Origin of the sequence: Veillonella rogosae JCM 15642 (assembly GCF_002959775.1) — a bacterium.
Taxonomy (GTDB): Bacteria; Bacillota; Negativicutes; order Veillonellales; family Veillonellaceae; genus Veillonella; species Veillonella rogosae.
In genome coordinates this window covers 42,108-62,345 of the sequence record NZ_PPCX01000014.1, presented here as the reverse complement: position 1 = coordinate 62,345, position 20,238 = coordinate 42,108, and the positions used below count along the sequence as shown (strand labels likewise).

Sequence of the window (20,238 nt, the reverse complement as noted above, 5' to 3'; positions counted from 1 at the left end):
GGAGGATATTATGAGTTCCGTTATACATATGGTTCATGGCATAAATCATCGATTAGAAATGTGTGGACAATGGATAGTAGAGCGATTACATATAGGTCGTGTTCGAGAAGGACTTAACAAGTCGAGAAAAGGTGGGTTTACCCTTGTAGAATTAATGGTTGTCGTTGCAGTCATCGCTATTTTAGCAGCCATTGCGATGCCGCAGTTCTTATCTGCCGCAGATAGAGCCCGATCTGCAAAAGAAACGGCAGATATTCAAATTATTAAAAATGCCACCCAGCTCTACATGATCGACAAGAACGTTGATACACCACCAACAGTTGAAAACCTTTATAAAGAAGGGTATTTGACTGAACATGTTAAGACAGCAAAAGGTAAAGAATATACCATTACTTATGAAGCTGTTAGCGGTGGTACTGCAAAAGCTGTAGTTGTAACAGCACCTAGTGTACCTTAATCGATAGGTATGTATTATTTAATTCGCATATAGTGTTTATTAGGTACATAGTGTTTAATTTAATCGACATATAGTGTTTATTGGCACATACATATTGAGTGCCTGGTATTGGCATCGATTAAAGGTACTTAATATATGGAAGGACAAGGTATGAAAGGGACTAGTTATGTAATAGGACTCATCGTATATATCGCATCTGTAGTGTTACCTATTCTATTATCATTGAAGGCAATATCTTTTATTCACGTTGCTTTGTATGCTGCGTTTTCACTCATCATCATAGCAGGTGCTACCATCGATATGCATTACTATATATTGCCTGATGAAGGGGCTATGGCCCTTGTACTAGGTGGAATTATATATAGCTATATAAACGATAAATCTATGTTAATAACCTTATTAAGTGTTATCAGTGTAGGGGCTATTACATATGGACTTCGTCTAATGAGTCATAAAGGCTTTGGACTTGGTGATGTGAAATGGTTTTCTGCCATTGCCACATGGCTTACGCCATGGGAGATTGTATGTTTCTTTTACGTAGCCTTTTGTGTTGGTTCTCTCTATCTCTTACTAACAGGTTATCGTAATCGATACATTCCATTTGGTCCCTTTCTATGCTTTGGAGGTTGGTGCGCCTTGCATGGTGGTCTATATATGGAGGTAATATACCAATGGCTAAGGTACAACCTATAGATGGCCAGTTAGGCTCCTTACTAGCTGAGTGGATGATTACCATAAGTTTAGTATTACTTCTCATATCTATTGCCTTACCCATTGTGACAACACCTAGTCGGTATACTCTAAATGGAGCTACTCAAGAGGTTGTGTATATGCTAAAAAAGGTTCAGCTTTGGTCCATGCTTGGACATAAGTCGAATGGGAAAGGTAGAATGCTCTTCATATTACATAAGGATAGTTACACTATTGAAGAAGACGCCAATCATCATACGGTAAACATATCATTGCCTCCTAATATTGAGAATACAAGATCTATGACTATTATTTCCTTTTCAGCTCTTGGTTTACCTTATGACGGAACAGAAATAGTTCTGACAGATCGTGAAAGTGGTGAGAAAAATCGCATATGGGTATCGGTACAAACGGGGCGTATCAGATGGGAAGAAGTACACTGAAGGGTTTATGTATGGCGATGCTTTAATCTCGGCAGCTATTATTATGTTTATGTTACCTATTGTATTATCTGTGTTCTGGATGGCGACGATAACGATATATAAGGCTTATTATTGGGACCATATATTGCAAGATACTATAACGTATGTAGAGGAAGGTAAAGCAGCATATTATGAAACGGGAACACTTCAAACAGGCGTACATCACTCACAATTTATCATGAGCCCTAGTGAAGCTATTAGTTATAAAACATATGTGAACCCCGTAGTAGTGCAGGGTATTTCACTACAACGTTTAACGGTAGAGGCCATAGATAATGAAACGGTTGTCTATTCACTATCCATTGATTTGGAGGAAACACGATGAATAGCAAAGTTAATCATGAAGGCTTTATCTTGTACTCGACCCTTATTAGTATGACGATTTCTGTTATCGTTCTTACCTTGCTCTTAGGCATTGTATTCTATGCGGTTATGTGGGACGCCAAATTACTAGATAGCGTAGCGATGATGGAGGATGGTCGTTATACACGGCGTATGGTGGTAGCTCAAATGATATGGAATCCTGTAGAGGTTACCGTAGAGGATAAGAATATAAGCTTATATATTCATGATACAAAGCGTACGACCTTGACCGTACAAAGACATGCTCTTTACAGAAAACTCACGGATGGTAGCCTACAACCCGTAAGTGGTAGTCGCATCATAGGAACAAGAGATAAGCGTAATGTAGGGTATACGCAGGAACACCCATTTAGTCTAGATAATAATAAAACAGTTCATCTGCGATGGTACATTAATAATCGCTTTACTAATAATAAGCTCTATACAAGCGGATATGGTGGGTTAGCTCTGTATGAGGTCGCTATAGGGCAGAGTGCTGTTTATGATTGGTATAAAGATAATGAGGAGACAAGCCATGAACGGAGGAGCCCATAATGCGGGCTTTATTACATATGTAGCTATACTTACGATGTCCTTATTATTGCTCTTAGCCTTTATGGGGCTTCGTATTAGTCAAATTTGTGAAAGCAATGCCGTCGATGAAATCCATTTAGAAGAGGCTCATTATGCAGCTCAAAGAGGGGCTCATTGGTTTGTAGGGTATTGTAAGGAAGGTAATACTTGGGACTTTCAACAAAAACTAATAGTGTCAGATGAGGGAGATGTAGAAATTACCATTGAACCGGATCGTTCGATGGATAATCCTCGTCATGTTATGAGTTATGGGAAATTAAAAAATCGGGAAATAGTGAGCCGCGTTCATATGTATGTCACAGTAGATCAAGATAAGCGTATGCATGTGGTAAAGGTAAAACCTTATTGAGGTGAGGCTATGAAACGGAAAAAGAAAATTCATTCTGGTGTTTGTATTACGGATGAGCGTATTGTATGTGTTACAGCTCATATTGAAAATAAAACAATGGTCATTACCGATGCATTAGAGATGAAACGGAGTGGACCTATTGATGAAGACGTTACTAGATTTATTGAAACCTATGATTTAGACGAAGGGGCTTATAGCATTGTAGCTAATATAGATACGCAAATGCGTGTAGCACCTTATGATCCTCACGATTTTGATATGAAGGAATTTATTAAGTGGAATGTAGAGGATTACTTTAACTTTGATGGAGATAGCTTCCAAATGGATGCATGTCGTCGAGAATATCCAAGACATAGTTATCATATGTTTATGGTAGCCGTAGATCGTCATTCATTGGAGCTGTTAAAACAAGGCATACGAGATACGTATGCGCCAGTAGATGTTATCGATTTTTGGCCCATTCCTATTTGTTACTGCTTGATGCGGCGTAGTGGGACTGTAACTGGTGTTGTTGAAGAAGGGGCTATGCATCTATGGCTATGGTGGAATGATATATGCATTGACGAATGTATGGTTCCAATTACCGGTAGTGATGTATCGGAAGCAATGGAAAAGTTAGAAGCTAGATTGCAAACATTTGGTATCGATGAGATTCAAGGTATACGCATGTACGGTTTAGATACATTATCTGATGAAGAGCGAAATGATATGGAAGAAATAATTTCTATGTATGGTGAAAACGAATATATTCCGTTATTGTTCTTAGGTCGTGGGCGCAATCGTTGCAAAAAGGGCCAGTTAGATTGGGATATGGCAATTGGTATGGCCGCAAGGGGGCTTAAGTGGATTGGCTTGGGATGGTAAAGATAAATGTATAAATTTAATGCCTCGTTCTTTACGATGGCATAGTCTATGGCATACATATCGGTACTATCTGTATGGTATAAGTCTTATATATTTTATAGTAGGCTTAGTATCTATATATATATGCTGGACTAGTTACGGTATATATGATCAGCAAAAGGTAGAATATCTAGATTTACGAGCAAATGCTCAGTATCAAGTAGTTGAACAAAAATATAGTGAGTTAATGGCTATTAAACATAAAATTCTCAAGAATACATCTGATAGTAATAAAGTTAATATCTATCAAAATAGTATAGTCTTATATATTCTTGATACGGCTATGGACCAACGTATTAGTTTACAGCGTCTAAGTATAAAAAATGGTCATGTAAGTATTGATGGTATCGGTGTTAGCGATGAAGCATGTCGTAAATTTATAGCTGTTTTGCAGCAGAGATTATCGGGAATGGAGTGTCATGGAACAGTTAAAGCAGATAAAGGTATTTATTCATTCCATATGGACGGATCTAAGAGAGAGCACCATTCAACCAATCAACAAGATACTAATGACCATAGTCCTGTGGGGGATAGTAACTAGTCTTTCCGTATATGGACATGTACATTTGAGTCAAAAAACTAGTCTCCTACAAGAACAGCAAGAGACTTTTGTTATACAAATGAATGCGGAGTCAGATTATATAGTATCTAAGGAAGCCAAACTCTTAGAGACTTTCAGGGAGAACAAGAATTCTCAAACCAGCCATACAAGTATCTTTGATTCCTTACAAGGAGAACCATTAATGATTGTCAGTACTGATGAGCATGAAGGCATATTAGAATTAACATTATTAGGTAGTACGGAGCGACTCATAAACTGGATTAATACTGTTGATGAAAAAGAGCCTTCACGACATATAGAAATAGAAGATATAGAGCGCAAAGGCAATGTAGTTTACGTACATTGTGCTGTGAAATCAAGGATATAGGTACAGTATAAATATTGCGATCTTTATAGGGACAGATTATAGATATTATGTCTATAGTCTGTCTTTGTTTTTGATCCATTTTATAGTACAATGAAGGATATGAAATAATAAGGGGCACATAATAAATGATAATTAAACGCAATATTATGCTCATCGGATCTATGGGGAGTGGTAAAAGTCACTTCGGTCGAAATCTTGCAGAACGCAAGGGATGGCAATTTGTAGATACCGATCGCGTATTAGAAAGTCGTTTTGGGTTGCCCATTGCTGAAATATTCAAAAAGATAGGGGAAAAAGCATTCCGCCGTGCTGAAATGGATGTACTTAAAAAGGTATGCTTGTATCATGAAGCCGTTATTTCTGTAGGCGGCAATTTCCCTATTGAACATCGCACATTAAAGGTATTGAAAAAATACTCATATATCATTGGTATTCGAGCAGCACAATTCCGTATAGTGAGTCGTGTCAATCGCCGTATTGGGAAGCGGCCTACCATGGACTATACTAATGTTAATGCCTTTGTACACGCTATGATACAGTCTTGGAAGCCAGTGTATAAGCAGTGCGATTTTGTACTGGACACAACAAATGGTCGGACCTATGATTTTATGCAGCGTATTGAGGACGAATTAGAGGCCTCAGATGTGCAATTTAAAGCAAGACGTCAACCCAATGAAACAGACGAAGTAGATGCTATAGTGGCATCTAGAGAAACACAATTTAATAATCATCAACGTAGAAGAACAGAGGATACCAAATTAATATCCCCTATAGCTAGCTCTAGTACAGGAATGGCCAATAAGGGAGATTCTAATAAGGTATCATCTAAAAAAGTCCGTTATGATAAACGCCGCAATCAAAAGGCGTCTAATGTAGGAAACAAGAATCGAAAAACTGAGACTATATCCAATCAACGTACACCACAAGGGGGTAATGGATATGAGAAGAATCGCAATACTAACAAGCGGCGGAGACGCACCTGGAATGAACGCCGCCATAAGAGCCCTAACTAGAAAAGCCATACATGAAGGTTTTGAAGTATTTGGCATTGAACGAGGTTATTTAGGAATCATTGAGGAATAAATATTTCCTTTATCTAACCGTGATGTAGGTGGCATTATTACCCAAGGTGGGACGATGCTAAAAACGGCTCGCTTTCCTGAGTTTCAAAATGAAGAGGTTCAGAAAAAGGCCTATGATATTTTAAAAGCTCATGATATAGATCATCTCATCGTTATTGGTGGCGATGGTTCTATGCGTGGCGCTACAAGTTTGGCAAAACTCGGTATGTCCACCATGACTATTCCTTGTACCATTGATAATGATATGGGGGGCACTCAATATACATTAGGTTTTGATACAGCTTTAAACACTGTAGTTGATGCGGTTGGTCGTATTCGCGATACATCTAACTCGCATGAGCGGGTAGCCATTGTAGAGGTAATGGGGCGTAAAGCTGGTCATATTGCACTTAAAGCTGGTCTTGCGTGTGGTGCAGAAATCGTATTGGTTCCTGAAAATCCTATGCCTTTACATGATGTATGTCGACATTTAAAGGAAACACAAATCCGTGGTAAAGAATATAGCGTTATTCTCGTAGCGGAAGGTGCCTATAATAGTGGTGATGTAAAAGCCTTTATTAAGGAACATACGGAGTTTGATCCGAGCTTGACCGTATTGGGATATTTACAACGCGGTGGCGGGCCATCTGCATTCGATGCAATTTTAGCAGCCCGTATGAGTGAAGCATGTCTTAATCTATTGATGAATGGCGTGGATAATCGATTACTGGGCTATATAGATGGTCATATCCGTCCCATTTCTTATCAAGAGGCAGAACTCTTAGATTTCCCTATTAATGAAAAAGACTACACCCTATTATCAATATTGAGTAGTTAATTTATATAATAAAATGGCCCATTAGGGGCCATTTTCTATATATGTCATAATTTATCGTTAATGAAATTATATTGCATAAAAGAAATTGGTGCTGTATAATTTAAAAATACTATATGTGTTGATATAGAATACTGTCTCTTTTACATATATCTTCATCTTTATTTAAGGAGATCATAATGAAAGAATTTTTCCAAAAGCATCGTAAACGCATAGTAGCGGGTGCCGTTGCTCTTTGTGTTCTTGGTGGTGGTACGTATTACTACATGGATAGTCAAAATGCTAGCCACACACAAAATTTATATACTACTGGTAAAGTAGAAAAAGGTGATGTAAAAACAAGTATTAGTGCGACCGGTACTATTAACCCTGTAAACTATGTAGATGTATCTACAAATGTAGCAGGTAAACTTGAAAGAGTTTTAGTCAAAGAAAATGATCACGTTACAGAGGGACAAGTTATCGCATATATTGATACGCGACAACTACAGGCTTCTGTTGATGATGCTCGCGCAGCGTTATCTAAGGCTGAGCTCGATATGAATCGCTACAAAGCTTTGGCTGCTCAAAATGCTATTGCTCAACAAACCTATGATGATGCCGTAACATCTTATGAACGTGCTTTATCTACGTTTAATCGTGTATCTGCCGATCTAAGTGATGCTACGATTACTGCACCTATGTCGGGTACTGTTGTAGGTACGCCACTAAAAGCTGGCCAAACGATTAGTACTGGTATTTCTACCCAAATGATTATTGCTACAATTGCGGACCTAAATAATCTAGAAATTTATCTTACTGTAGACGAAACAGATATTGGTAGTATTAAACAAGGGGCTAAAGTAGAATTTACTGTAGACTCTAAGCCTGGTGAAACTTTCACAGGTTACGTATCTGAAATTGCAAAAGGTACAAAAGGTAACATGGGCGCTACGAGTAATAGCGTAGTGTACTATACAGTTAAGGTTCAAATTCCTGAAAATATTGCAGGTAATTTCTTACCATCTATGACGGCTCGTGCTACTATCTTTGGTGAAGATATTAAAAATACCTTAGTAGTTCCTCTTACTGCAGTACGTACAGATAAACAAGGTGAATACGTATATGTAATGAAAGACGGTCAACCAGTTCGTACAGCTGTTTCTACAGGCGTAACTGGGGATACTAATGTACAAATTCTAAAAGGTTTATCTGAAGGTGATGAAATCATCGTAAGTGGTGATGTTACTGCTCCTAAGAATAATAGCCGTGGACCATTCTAATAGTAGGTGAATATGAATCAAACAGTAATCGATATACAAGGGATTACGAAGACCTATGTAAATGGTAAATTATCGGTGCCTGTATTGCATGGTATCGACTTACAGGTCAATAAAGGCGAATTCGTATCTATCATGGGTCCTTCTGGCTCAGGTAAATCTACCTTTATGAACATTCTTGGTTGTTTAGATCGGCCAACGACAGGTTCCTATCGTCTAAATGGAGATGAGGTAGCTACTTTATCTGATGATGAACTGGCCTTTGTACGAAATAAACAAATAGGCTTTGTATTCCAAAGTTTTAACTTATTAACAAAATTAACGGCTGTAGAAAATGTAGCGCTCCCTATGATTTACGCAGGGATGGATAAAAAAACACGTAATGAACGTGCTGCTGCCTTATTAGCGTCTGTTGGTCTTGGTGACCGCATGGATCACTTGCCATCCGAGTTATCTGGTGGTCAGCGGCAACGTGTAGCCATAGCTCGTGCATTGGCGAACAATCCAGCCATCATTATGGCCGATGAACCGACAGGTAATCTTGATTCTAAGTCTACTATCGACGTTATGAACATCTTCAGAGGGCTTTATGACGAGGGCCGTACAATTATTCTCGTTACTCATGAGCCTGAGATTGCTACGTATGCAAGTCGCAATGTAGTATTACGAGATGGGTTAATTGTAGAAGACTCCCAGAATCATAATATGACACCTGTACAGGAGGTGACTCATGTATAAAGAGAGTTTCTTGATGGCATGGGCATCCCTCATTGCTAATAAAATGCGTTCCATTTTAACCATGCTAGGTATTATTATCGGTGTAGCTGCCGTCATTGCTTTAGTATCTATTGGTAATGGTGTAAAGCAAGATATTCAAAACTCCATTTCTAGCTTAGGTTCAAATTTATTGATGGTTATGCCAGGTGCGCCGCGTACTCCAGGGGTACGACCATCGCCAGGATCCATGAAATCCTTAAAGGTAGCTGACTACGAAGCGATTGCAAAACTAGATGGCGTTAAAGCTGCAAGCCCAATGACAAATGGCGGATATGTAGTTATTTATCAAAATAAAAACTGGACTACTTCAGTATCTGGTGTTAATGCTAATTATTTAGATGTTAATAACTGGACCATGAAGTCTGGTCGATTCTTATCTGAAAAAAATGTACAGAATCGTGAGCGCGTAGCTGTAGTTGGTAAAACAGTTGTTAAAAATCTATTTGGTGATGAAGATCCTGTAGGTAAAGAGATACGTGTTAAGAATATTCCATTCCGCATTATTGGGGTACTCAATAGTAAAGGTAGTGGCGCTATGGGTAATGACCAAGATGACATGGTGATTATTCCTTACACAACAGCTATGGAACGGGTAGACGGCATTGATTATTTACGAATGATATATGTGGTAGGCAAAGATGAAAATGGTATCGATCGCTTGCAGTCCGATATTGAAAACTTATTACGTGTACGACATGGTATCAAAGATACAAATCTTGATGACTTTAACATTCAAAATATGAACTCCATTATGGAAACTATGGAAGAAACAACGGGGACATTGACATTGTTCCTAGGTGCAGTAGCGGCTATTTCTCTCGTAGTTGGTGGTATCGGTATTATGAATATCATGCTTGTATCCGTTACTGAACGGACTCGAGAAATCGGTGTGCGTAAAGCATTGGGTGCAACTTATAATGTCATTGTCACACAGTTCCTTATCGAAGCTATTGTAATTAGTTTGATGGGTGGTATCATAGGTATTATTCTCGGCGTTGGGTCTTCTAAGTTAATTGGTATGGCCTCGGGGATGAGTACTGTTATTTCTATTCCAACCATCGTAATGTCATTCGCCTTCTCCGTGGCAATCGGTTTGGTATTTGGTATTTATCCTGCTCGTAAAGCAGCAAAACTTAATCCAATCGATGCATTACATTATGAATAGTTTTGAACTTGGCATAGTGATTTGTTAAGAACATGTCATATAATTAGATAGAGTTGTTCGCATATGGTGCGTTGCATGATACAATATGTATGATGTAACGCACTATTTTTGTAAGTTTTATATAAAATATCCATGGGATGTGTAAGTATATTGATTGGAGAAACAGATGGCTACAACATTATTAGAATATTTCAACGAATTACGAGCTCAAAATCAATTTTCTTGGGTGAAAGATTCAGAAGTTACAGCAGTTGAACCAGGTCATGCAGAAATGACCTTACAAACAAATGATACAGAGTATTGTAATTTTCGAGGGGATTTACATGGTGCCGTTTGTATTGGTTTAGCAGATAGTGTAATGGGGACCGCTTGTTTCACATTGGGCAAATCTGTTAGCACTATTGATCTTAATGGTAACTATGTAAAATCCGTTAAGGGTGGTACTGTATTGCGCGGTGTAGCCAATGTAGAGCATAATGGTAAAACAACTATGGTTGCTACAGCACGTATCTATAATGAATTAGGTGAACTTGTTCACTTGGCACGTGGTACATTTTTTGTACTAGAAGAGAAGTCATTACCTGAATTACCATGGCGTTTTATTGAAGAAGACAACCCTGATTTGGTATAATATAGTTTAGACTTTTAAATATAGGAGGATGCTTTAATGAAAGAAGAATTACAACGGATTAAGGCTGAAGCTCTTGATGCGATTAAAGGGTTGACAGATATACAATCACTGCAAGATATACGCGTTAAATATTTAGGTAAAAAAGGTGAGGTAACGGCATTACTAAAAGGTCTTGGTAAATTATCTCCAGAAGAACGCCCGAAGGCTGGCGCCCTCGTTAATGCTGTTCGTGAAGCATTAGAAGCCGAAATTGATACGATTAAAGTTCGTATGGAAACGGCAGAGTTAAACGCTCGTTTAGAACAAGAACGCATCGATATTACATTGCCTGGTCGTGTACCAAAAACTGGCCATATTCATCCATTAACAAAGGTTAATGAAATGATTGAAGACTTCTTTATGAAAATGGGTTATACCGTTGAAGAGGGGCCAGAAATTGAACAGGATTACTTTAACTTCGAATGCTTAAACTTGCCTAAAGATCATCCAGCACGCGATATGCAAGATTCCTTCTATATTACAGAAAACTTCTTATTGCGTACGCATACATCTCCAGTACAAGCTCGTACAATGCAACGTCATGAGCCTAACAGCCCAATCCGTATGATTGCGCCTGGTAAGGTTTATCGTTGGGATTATGATGCAACACATTCCCCAGTATTCCATCAAGTGGAAGGTCTCATCATCGATGAGCATATTACATTTGCTGATTTGAAAGGCACATTAGAGTCCTTCTTGCGTCACATGTATGGGGATGAAACAAAGGTACGTTTCCGTACAAGCTTCTTCCCATTCACAGAACCATCTGCAGAGGTAGATATTTCTTGTGTAATGTGTGGTGGTGATGGTTGTCGTGTATGCTCTCATACAGGTTGGCTTGAAATCTTAGGCTGCGGCATGGTTCATCCTGACGTATTGCGCATTAATGGGTACGATCCTGAAAAGGTTAAAGGCTTTGCCTTTGGCATGGGCGTAGAACGTATTGCAATGCTGTTATACGGTATTAACGATTTACGTCTATTCTTTGAAGATGATGTACGATTCTTGGAACAATTTTAGGAGGAACTCATGAAAGCAAGTTTACAGTGGATGAACGAATACGTGCCTGTGGATATGAATCGTCCTGCTCAAGAATTGGCCGATGAATTAACACAAGCAGGGATTCCTGTAGAAGATGTCATTCCTATGGATAATGGCATTAAGAAAATTTATACTGGTAAAATCGTAGAAATTACGAAACATCCAGATGCAGATAAATTACAAGTATGCCAAGTAGAATGTCTTACTGAAGAAGGTGAGCCTGTTACTAAGCAAATCGTAACAGCAGCAACAAATGTAGCGGTAGGTCAAATCGTACCTGTAGCGTACCATAAATCTCGCTTAGCTGATGGAACAGAAATTAAAAAAGGTAAATTGCGCGGCGAGGTATCTGAAGGTATGTTCTGTTCTGTTGCAGAATTTGGTATCTCCAGCGATTTAGTATTGCCAGAAGAAGCACAAGGTATTTATATCTTTCCTGAAGGCACACCAATCGGCCTTGATGTAAAAGATGTATTAGGCTTAAACGACATAGTATATGAATTTGAATTGACTGCAAACCGTGCGGACTGTTTCTCCATGGTTGGTTTATCCCGTGAATTCGGAATGATGACAAATCAAAAAGCTCTATTCCCAGTTATCATGGTCAACGAAAATGGTGAGTCTATTGAAGGCAAAGCAGCTGTTGAGATTGAGGCAGATGATCTTTGTACTCGTTTCACTGCTCGCGTAGTAACTGATGTTAAGGTAGAGCCATCTCCATTGTGGATGCAAAACCGTTTGCGCAACAGTGGCATTCGTCCTATCAATAATGTAGTAGACGTTACAAACTACGTTATGTTAGAGCTAGGACAACCTATGCACGCATACGACTATGACCATGTAAAAGGTCATACATTAGTGGCTAGACGCGCTAAAAATGGCGAAGTACTTGTAACACTCGATGGTTCTGAACGGGAATTAAATGACTCCATGCTTATTATTGCCGATGCAGAACGCCCTGTAGGCGTAGCTGGTATTATGGGCGGTTTTGACAGCGAAGTAACGAATGAAACGACTACAGTTATGTTTGAAGCTGCTGTGTTTAATGGTCCATCCATTCGCCGTACTGCAAAAGCTCTTGGCATGCGCTCTGAAGCATCTGGACGTTTTGAACGTGGCGTAAACCATAAATATACTGCCTATGCTATCGACAGAGCAGCACAGTTGTTGCAACAAATTTGCCCATCCTGTAAAGTTGATGTAGGCATTATCGATGTGTACAAGAACCCTGTAGAGCAACATACAGTTACTTTCACAGCAAAACAAATCAATGATTACTTGGGTACAAATATCGAAAAAGACGAAATGGTTCGCATTTTGACTGCTCTTGAATTCGTTGTAACTGAAGAAGGGGACCAATTATCTGCCCTCGTTCCAACATGGCGCGGTGACGTAACAGTAATGCCTGATATCGCTGAAGAGGTCGCTCGTATTTATAACTATGATAATATCGCTCCTACAATTCCTGTAGCCGTATTGTCCTCTGGTGGTATGACGCCTAAGAAAGCTCTTACGAAAGAGGTAACACATACGTTAGCTAAATTGGGTATGACTCAAATCATTACATTTAGCTTTATGCATAAAGATGGCCTTTCCAATATGATGCTTCCTGAAGGGGATAGCCGTTATACAGCCATTCCAATTTTGAATCCTATTTCCGAAGAATTCCCTTATATGCGTACTACATTGGTGCCAGCTGTTATCGAAGCTGCGAAACGCAATATTGCGCAACAAAATAAGGATCTTTGGTTGTTTGAAACAGCGAATGTATATGAACCCAAAGCATTGCCTTTGACAGAGGTACCTCATGAACGCCCTATGGCTTGTGGTATCTTGATGGGCAAAGCAAATCAAGCTGGCTGGAATCAAGCAGAACGCACTACAGATTTCTATGATGTAAAAGGTATCGTAGATGCGTTGTTGGCTGAACTAGGTGTTAAAGGCTATGAAATTAATCGTGGCTCTGAACCTTACTTCCACCCTGGTGTAAGTGCTCAATACGTAGTTGATGGTAAAATGATTGCTCAATATGGTGAATTACATCCACAAGTGAGCAAAAACTTTGATTTACCAGGAAAAGTATACATGTTTGAAATCGATTTGGAAGCAGTATTATCCTTAACGATTCCACCATTCCGCTATACATCTTTCAGTAAATTCCCAGGTACTAGCCGTGACCTTGCTATTGTGGCACCTGTGTCCGTATCTAGTGGTGAAATTTTATCTATTATTAAAGAGCATGGTGGCGAATATTTAGAAAGTGCATCTATCTTCGACGTTTACGAAGGTGAACATATCGAAGCTGGTTACCGCAGTCTTGCATACAACTTGCAATTCCGCTCTATGGAAGGCACGTTGAATGATGAAGATATTGATGGTAACATTCAAGCTATTATCGATGCATTAGCAGAAATTAACTGCAGATTACGTTAATCTCAAGCAGTATATTGAAAGGGTTTACCATATGGTAAACCCTTTTAGTACTATAGTTATACCTTTAGTTAGGTAGAAAGGATTATCCATGGAATTATTGGCTCCTGCCGGTACGATGGAAAACTTTATAGCCGCTTTAGAATCTGGAGCTGATGCTATTTATCTTGGCGGTAAAGGCTTTAATGCCCGTGCTCATGCAGCAAACTTTGGCATTGAAGAACTGGCTGAGGCTATTCGTTTGGCTCATATTTTAGATGTGTCCGTATATGTAACCGTAAATATCCTCATAGGTGATTCCGAATTAAAGGCTCTCGAGGCGTATTTAAAGGACTTAGAGCGCATCGGTGTGGATGCTATTATCGTTCAAGATTTAGCAGTTGCTAAATTGGCACAACGAGTGGCTCCTAAACTTCACTTGCATGGCAGTACGCAGATGACGGCTGCTACATTAGATGCTGTTCGTTTTTATGAAAGCCTCGGTTTTACCCGTGTTGTATTAGCTCGTGAATTGAGCCTTCCTGAAATTGAACATATTTGTAAAAATTGTACAGCTGAAATCGAAGTCTTCGTACACGGCGCCTTGTGCGTATGTTATTCTGGTCAATGCTTAATGAGTTCTTTCATCGGTGGTCGCAGTGGCAACCGTGGTGCTTGTGCACAACCTTGCCGCTTGCCTTATGAGCTATTGGATTCATCAGGCACTAGCTTATTGCCAAAACACGAAGCCTATCTATTGAGTCCAAAGGATCTTAACTATAGTGAACATATGAATGAACTTGTGGCGGCCGGTGTTACGTCCTTTAAGGTAGAAGGACGTATGAAAAAGGTTTCCTATGTGCGTCAAGTTATTGGAACCTATCGTCATATTTTAGATACGGCTCATATAGACTCTTCTGATGCCGATGCATTGGCTTCTGGCTTTAATCGTGGGTTCTCTACAGATTATTTAACAGACCATGTAGGAAAATCCATGATGACCGTTGTGGCCCCAAATAATCAAGGGAAATTGATTGGCAAAGCAGAGGTCAAAAAGGGACAAGTTCATTTGTACCTGACAGAACCGATTGAAAAAGGTTCACTCTTAAAGGTCATGCAAGCTTCTGGTAGTATTACGTACTATCAAATCGATCAGAATTGGTCTTTAGTTGATGAAAAGCATTTTGTAGGTAAACCTGATGAAGGCTTTGCAGCAGGACAAGTATTCTTAGCATCCACGCCAAAATCTCAAAAGCAACGGGGCTTACAAGACTTTAGTGCTAAATTAGAGGTACATGGGTATCTATCTATTAATACAGACCGAGAACAGCCTTGTACAGATCTTACCTTTGTATTAAACGACGGTCGTACGGTCACAGTATCTAATGAGTTTGAACCTGTTTATGCTAATAATAAACCGACTACATTAGAGAAGGTTACAGATCAAGTAGGACGATTAGGTAATACATTGTTTACTCTAGGCTCTATGTCTATTCCAGAAGGTCCATATATGTGGCCTGCTAGTGTGTTAAATGCATTGCGTCGCGATGCAGTGGAGGCTTTAGAAACTCTGTTAATTACAGAGCATGAAAAAGCTTGGGCAGAACTTGCCGTAGAACCCCAAGATATGTCATCCTTAGTAGCTAAGGATACGATTCAGTACACAGAGCCAATGGTGAGTGCTCGCGTTGATGAATTAGATTCTGTAAAAGCTGCTATTGAAGGGGGCGCTAAGAAGATTATCTTTGGTGGTGATCGTTTACAACGCAAGCCTTATGAACTCAGCATTTACGAAAAGGTAGCTACTCTTTGTAAAGCACATAATGTGCTTTGTGTATTTGCTACGCCTCGCGTCGTGAAAGATGATGAAGTTGAAGCGTATATGAGTACTCTTAAGGCCATAGTTGAGGCTAAACCAGATGGTATTTCTATTCATGTACCACAAGCTCTATTGTGGCTCCGTGATTTAGGATATACAGGTGCTATTGAAGCTGATACAGGTCTTAACATATTTAATGGCTCTGCACTACAAGTATGGCAAGACTTTAATATGAGTAGCATAGCGCCATCTTTAGAGTTAACCTTGGCACAACTTGTTAACTTGCAAAAATCTACTAAATTGCCATTAGAAATTATGGTACATGGTTACACGGAAATGATGATTTCTGAATACTGTGCCATCGCAAGCTTTGTGGGCACTGGCAAGAAGGAAAACTGTCCTATGCCATGTGTAGCCGAGGACTATGCATTGAAAGACCGTAAAGGGGAAGTGTTCCCATTGCGTACAGATCCTTATTGCCGCATGCATATCATGAATAGTCATGAAATGGACATGCGTGCCTACGTACCAGAGTTACATCGAAAAGGGCTACATATATTGCGTATCGATGGTAGACATATGGATCCAAAGAGATTACGTACAATCGTAGCAGATTATGTATCCATTCAAAATGGAACAAAAGAGGCTCCGCCTAAAAGTGTAGGTAAAGATGATACACCTATTACAAGGGGCCACTATTTTAGAGGTATTTTATAAAAGAGGTAGTACATTGTTTAACGAAGATGTATTAGACTTTCACCATATAAAAGAACAATTAAAACAGCACTGTAGTTCTACCATTGCTAAAGAGTTAGCTATGCATATTGAACCCATGACGGATGCTAAAGCTATTCAAGAGAACCTTGATGAAACAGCAGAAGCCATGCGTTCTTTGCAAACTGAGGTAGAACAACCGTTAGGCGGTACGCGAGATATTCGTGAATCCTGTAAAAAGAGTCGTAAAGATTTTGTTCTTACTCGTGAAGCATTGTGGGATATATATTTGACCATTGGTGCTTATAAGCGTATGACAAAGTTCTTTAGAACAAAATATATGGAGTATCCATTGCTATCCCTATGGGTACAGGATATGCCGAATACAGATCGTATTGAAAACCGTTTTAAACGAGTCTTTGATGAAAAAGGGGAATTGCTTGATACAGCATCTCCTAAGTTGGCGAGCCTTAGAAATACGATTATTAAAACTCGTGAAAAGATTAAAAACGATATTCAAGCTATTTTGCACGACAAGGATAATCAAAAGTATTTCCAAGAAGCAATTATTACGCAGCGTAATAATCGCTATGTAATCCCTGTAAAACAGGAATATCGCCAATATTTTGATGGTCTTATTCACGACCGTTCTGCAACGGGTCAAACCTTATATATTGAACCGATGCGCTTGGTGAATCTAAATAATGAATTACAAGAGGCATTAATTGGTGAAGAGCAAGAGGTATTGCGTATTTACCGTGAATTATCAGCCCTTGTAAAACAACATAGTAATGATTTGATGGATGCTTGTGAAAAGGTTTCACACATCGAATTTGTATATGGTAAGGCGAGCCTTGCTATTTCTTATAAAGGTGTACCAGCAATCTTGAGTACTGATAGAACAGTTAATCTCATGAGAGCTCGTCATCCATTAATTCCACCAAATGTGGTAGTGCCTACGAATATTCAATTGGGCACATCGTATCGTATTTTATTAATTACTGGTTCTAATACAGGTGGTAAAACAGTATCCCTAAAAACTTTAGGGTTATTGAGTTTAATGAATCAATGTGGTTTATTTATTCCTGCCGATCACGGTTCTATGTTACCTATATTCCATAATATCTTTGCCGATATTGGGGACGAGCAAAGCATTGAGGCCAGCCTTAGTACGTTCTCTGCTCATATGACACAAGTTATATCTATCATCAAACATTGTGGTCCAAATGACTTAGTATTATTAGATGAGCTTGGATCTGGTACTGATCCAGAAGAAGGTAGTGCACTTGCTGTATCTATCCTTGAGTTCTTCCGTAAAAAAGGGGCTCTCATGATGGTAAGTACCCATTATAATGAGCTTAAAAATTATGCATACCATACGGAAGGTATTGAAAATGGTCATGTAGAGTTTGATGAGCGCACATTAAAACCAACGTATCGACTCCATATCGGCGTAGCCGGTAGTAGCCATGCATTGAGTATTGCTGCACGCTTAGGCTTACCAAAGGATATTGTGACGCGCGCAGCAGAATATAAATCTCAATTTGGTAGTCATGAAATGGAAGAGGTTCTTTCAGATTTGAATGAACAACTTCGTAAAGCCTCTGAACGTGAAAGAGTGTTAAAGAAAGAGCTAGATGAAACACGTCGTATGCGTGGTCAATTAGAGAAGGAAAAGAAACAGTTTAACGAAAAACGCAAACAAATCTTAGCCAAGGCTCAAGCCGATGCAGAATCTATGAAACGTAGCTTACGCGTTGAAGGGGAAGCGATTATCAAGCAATTGAAAGCGCAATTCTCTGAAACAAATAAAGATAAGCGTCAATCTGCCATCAATGAAGCTCGTAAGGGCATCTCTAATGTGCATGTACCAGAAGCTCCAATAGATGATGATCGCAAGTCCTTGACGGCAGATGCTATTAAGGTGGGCCAAGCTGTATATGTTACGTCATTGCGCTCATTAGGTACTGTATTGTCTATCAATGGTAATCGAGTGAATGTAGATATTAATGGATTAACAGCTACAGTTAAGGTTAGCGAATTACAATCTACTACACGTGAAGAAGGCAATAAGCTGGCTCGTGAACAAAAGGCATCCATGCCTAAGACACGAAAACGTATGGGTGGTTCTGCTGTACAACGCCAAAAAGAGGTTCGCACTGAAATCAATATTCTCGGTCAAACTGTAGATGAAGCGACAGTATCTGTTGGTAGATTTATTGACCAAGCCTTACTGGGTGGTGTCAATCAAGTACGCATTATCCACGGTAAGGGTACTGGTGCATTACGAGAAGGTGTACATCAATATTTGCGCACCTTACCGCATGTAGCTCACTTTGAAACAGCAGGCTATGATGAAGGTGGTGCAGGGGCTACGAATGTAGTTCTAAAATAAACTAAATCATTGTTTTATCGATGGTATTTTATATTGTTATGTTACATAGTTAGATATCATTAGTGGGCAATAGAAAAAGGTAGTAAGTTCTTTGAACTTACTACCTTTTTGGGTTATAGGACAAAACGTGTTGGTACTTTAATCCCAATCATTGAAAGATAATTTGTCATAGTTATGCAAATCACCCCAAGAAATGGCATCCCCCCAAGTTGGAATTATGCCTTGAAGTTGGGCTCTTTCATTCATAGAACTATATATTTTAGAAATACTTGCATCAGTTGGCATTACCTTAAGTATTTCTTTTGCAGAAAGCGGTCTTGGTGAGTGTAAATAACACCACCAAAAGACCGCTTTTATGCGTTTTTCTACAGACATCCCTCGATGGTAACGCAATAAACGTCTGAGTTGTGCGTTTACTCCGCCTTCAATAGGGTTATTAGTCCTCGGACATTCTTTATCCAACACCAATGTTTCATCTAAATATCGAAACATTGTCTCTGTATTAATTAATACCACTAGAGAGTTATAGGCTTTTAATAATCGTTCATGCGTAGCTCTTAAATTATCATTACTATCACGTGTCATTTCACTTAGAAACTCTTTAAAAGTCACCCTCCAATTAAATAATCGTTGAATCCATATTTTTGCATCTTCCTGTGTTTTTACGTTATATAAATCGCTTGCTAAATCTTTTAACATAATGCCTGCTAATGTCTTAGGCCGCCTAGTAGTGTAACGATGTACTTGCCATACGGCATGAACAATACAACGTTGAAGCTTGGCGGTACGCCAAACTTTTTTTAATGCTTTTCTAAGACCAGGTCCACCATCAGAAACGACCACAATGGGTGTCGCTATTCGCTGCATAAGAGCTTGCCATGAGCGAGACTGTTCTGACCTACATAAATACCACCCTAATACATATTCACCATCATAACAGATCAAAATACAAGCTTTTTTAGCTAAGTAAATACCATCAACGAATACCACATCTCTCGAGGTTTCAATTTTGGGCGGCATAGGCCATATTTGCCAGAAATCAGCTATCTGTCTACGAAATGTACGGCCCTGCCCAGGCATGTCCTGTTGTGTTTCTTTACTAAATAACCAATTTAGAAATCGATGAAAACATTTAGTAGTATTATCAATAGTTTGTGTAAAGGTGATGTTACACTGCTTACAATGCCATCGTTGTGATCCAGCTTTAGTTTTCCCATATTTTTGACAAGAAAATCCACAATTTATACATCTTACCAGCATGATTATTCCCTCCACTTAGAACACGATTTTCTAAGAAGATATAACCTTATTGAAGCCAGTAAAATCAAGGGGTTTGGGACTTTTTAC

Annotated in this window: 19 protein-coding genes and 1 pseudogene; 19 read left to right on the top strand and 1 reads right to left on the bottom strand. The window is 39.1% G+C overall.

The window, feature by feature from the left end; translation table 11 throughout:
- The first annotated feature begins 10 nt into the window (after nucleotides 1–10).
- The 19 genes and pseudogenes from VRHSUH09_RS09810 (at nucleotide 11) to VRHSUH09_RS09720 (ending at nucleotide 18,891) form a co-directional block, all read left to right on the top strand.
- Nucleotides 11–457, top strand: coding sequence for a competence type IV pilus major pilin ComGC (locus tag VRHSUH09_RS09810; protein ID WP_054748598.1), 447 nt, complete (start codon nucleotides 11–13; stop codon nucleotides 455–457).
- 150 nt (nucleotides 458–607) lie between these two features.
- Nucleotides 608–1,150 (top strand): prepilin peptidase, encoded by a 543-nt coding sequence (locus VRHSUH09_RS09805; RefSeq protein ID WP_105082068.1) that lies wholly within the window; start codon nucleotides 608–610, stop codon nucleotides 1,148–1,150.
- Nucleotides 1,129–1,590, top strand: a complete 462-nt coding sequence (locus VRHSUH09_RS09800; RefSeq protein ID WP_043005955.1) for a hypothetical protein — start codon at nucleotides 1,129–1,131, stop codon at nucleotides 1,588–1,590. The genes VRHSUH09_RS09805 and VRHSUH09_RS09800 overlap by 22 nt, the downstream gene beginning before the upstream one ends.
- A gap of 7 nt (nucleotides 1,591–1,597) precedes the next feature.
- Nucleotides 1,598–1,954: a hypothetical protein gene (locus VRHSUH09_RS09795; RefSeq protein ID WP_105082067.1), complete on the top strand. Its 357-nt coding sequence runs from the start codon at nucleotides 1,598–1,600 to the stop codon at nucleotides 1,952–1,954.
- Nucleotides 1,951–2,526 (top strand): hypothetical protein, encoded by a 576-nt coding sequence (locus tag VRHSUH09_RS09790; RefSeq protein WP_105082066.1) that lies wholly within the window; start codon nucleotides 1,951–1,953, stop codon nucleotides 2,524–2,526. The genes VRHSUH09_RS09795 and VRHSUH09_RS09790 overlap by 4 nt, the downstream gene beginning before the upstream one ends.
- Complete coding sequence (locus VRHSUH09_RS09785) at nucleotides 2,507–2,914, top strand: hypothetical protein (RefSeq protein ID WP_105082065.1); 408 nt, start codon at nucleotides 2,507–2,509, stop codon at nucleotides 2,912–2,914. Before VRHSUH09_RS09790 ends, VRHSUH09_RS09785 begins: the two co-directional genes overlap by 20 nt.
- A gap of 9 nt (nucleotides 2,915–2,923) precedes the next feature.
- Nucleotides 2,924–3,778, top strand: coding sequence for a hypothetical protein (locus VRHSUH09_RS09780; RefSeq protein WP_105082064.1), 855 nt, complete (start codon nucleotides 2,924–2,926; stop codon nucleotides 3,776–3,778).
- Entirely contained in the window at nucleotides 3,762–4,358 is a 597-nt protein-coding gene (locus VRHSUH09_RS09775) for a PilN family protein (protein WP_105082063.1), read from the top strand. The genes VRHSUH09_RS09780 and VRHSUH09_RS09775 overlap by 17 nt, the downstream gene beginning before the upstream one ends.
- 202 nt (nucleotides 4,359–4,560) lie before the next feature.
- Nucleotides 4,561–4,746: a hypothetical protein gene (locus VRHSUH09_RS10575; RefSeq protein WP_009351667.1), complete on the top strand. Its 186-nt coding sequence runs from the start codon at nucleotides 4,561–4,563 to the stop codon at nucleotides 4,744–4,746.
- A 125-nt stretch (nucleotides 4,747–4,871) separates the two neighbouring features.
- A complete protein-coding gene (locus tag VRHSUH09_RS09765) occupies nucleotides 4,872–5,759 on the top strand; it encodes a shikimate kinase (RefSeq protein WP_105082062.1) in 888 nt (295 codons plus the stop codon).
- Nucleotides 5,731–6,645 (top strand): annotated as a pseudogene (locus tag VRHSUH09_RS09760) (ATP-dependent 6-phosphofructokinase). Before VRHSUH09_RS09765 ends, VRHSUH09_RS09760 begins: the two are co-directional and overlap by 29 nt.
- Nucleotides 6,646–6,821: 176 nt before the next feature.
- Nucleotides 6,822–7,904, top strand: coding sequence for an efflux RND transporter periplasmic adaptor subunit (locus VRHSUH09_RS09755; protein ID WP_105082061.1), 1,083 nt, complete (start codon nucleotides 6,822–6,824; stop codon nucleotides 7,902–7,904).
- A gap of 12 nt (nucleotides 7,905–7,916) precedes the next feature.
- Entirely contained in the window at nucleotides 7,917–8,639 is a 723-nt protein-coding gene (locus tag VRHSUH09_RS09750; RefSeq protein ID WP_009351652.1) for an ABC transporter ATP-binding protein, read from the top strand.
- Nucleotides 8,632–9,843: an ABC transporter permease gene (locus VRHSUH09_RS09745; protein ID WP_009351697.1), complete on the top strand. Its 1,212-nt coding sequence runs from the start codon at nucleotides 8,632–8,634 to the stop codon at nucleotides 9,841–9,843. Before VRHSUH09_RS09750 ends, VRHSUH09_RS09745 begins: the two co-directional genes overlap by 8 nt.
- Before the next feature lie 166 nt (nucleotides 9,844–10,009).
- Nucleotides 10,010–10,474 carry a PaaI family thioesterase gene (locus VRHSUH09_RS09740; protein ID WP_105082060.1) on the top strand — a complete coding sequence of 155 codons (465 nt, stop codon included), beginning with the start codon at nucleotides 10,010–10,012 and terminating at the stop codon, nucleotides 10,472–10,474.
- Nucleotides 10,475–10,510: 36 nt separating this feature from the next.
- A complete protein-coding gene (gene pheS / locus VRHSUH09_RS09735) occupies nucleotides 10,511–11,533 on the top strand; it encodes a phenylalanine--tRNA ligase subunit alpha (RefSeq protein WP_105082059.1) in 1,023 nt (340 codons plus the stop codon).
- A 9-nt stretch (nucleotides 11,534–11,542) separates the two neighbouring features.
- Nucleotides 11,543–13,987 (top strand): phenylalanine--tRNA ligase subunit beta, encoded by a 2,445-nt coding sequence (gene pheT / locus VRHSUH09_RS09730; protein WP_105082058.1) that lies wholly within the window; start codon nucleotides 11,543–11,545, stop codon nucleotides 13,985–13,987.
- 88 nt (nucleotides 13,988–14,075) lie between these two features.
- Entirely contained in the window at nucleotides 14,076–16,499 is a 2,424-nt protein-coding gene (locus tag VRHSUH09_RS09725; RefSeq protein WP_105082057.1) for a U32 family peptidase, read from the top strand.
- Nucleotides 16,500–16,512: 13 nt separating this feature from the next.
- The gene (locus VRHSUH09_RS09720) at nucleotides 16,513–18,891 is read left to right on the top strand and encodes an endonuclease MutS2 (RefSeq protein WP_105082081.1); all 2,379 of its coding nucleotides are present in this window, start codon (nucleotides 16,513–16,515) and stop codon (nucleotides 18,889–18,891) included.
- 138 nt (nucleotides 18,892–19,029) lie between these two features.
- On the opposite strand, the gene VRHSUH09_RS09715 is transcribed toward VRHSUH09_RS09720, so the two are convergent.
- Entirely contained in the window at nucleotides 19,030–20,151 is a 1,122-nt protein-coding gene (locus VRHSUH09_RS09715) for an IS1249 family transposase (RefSeq protein ID WP_009351498.1), read from the bottom strand.
- Nucleotides 20,152–20,238: the final 87 nt, after the last annotated feature.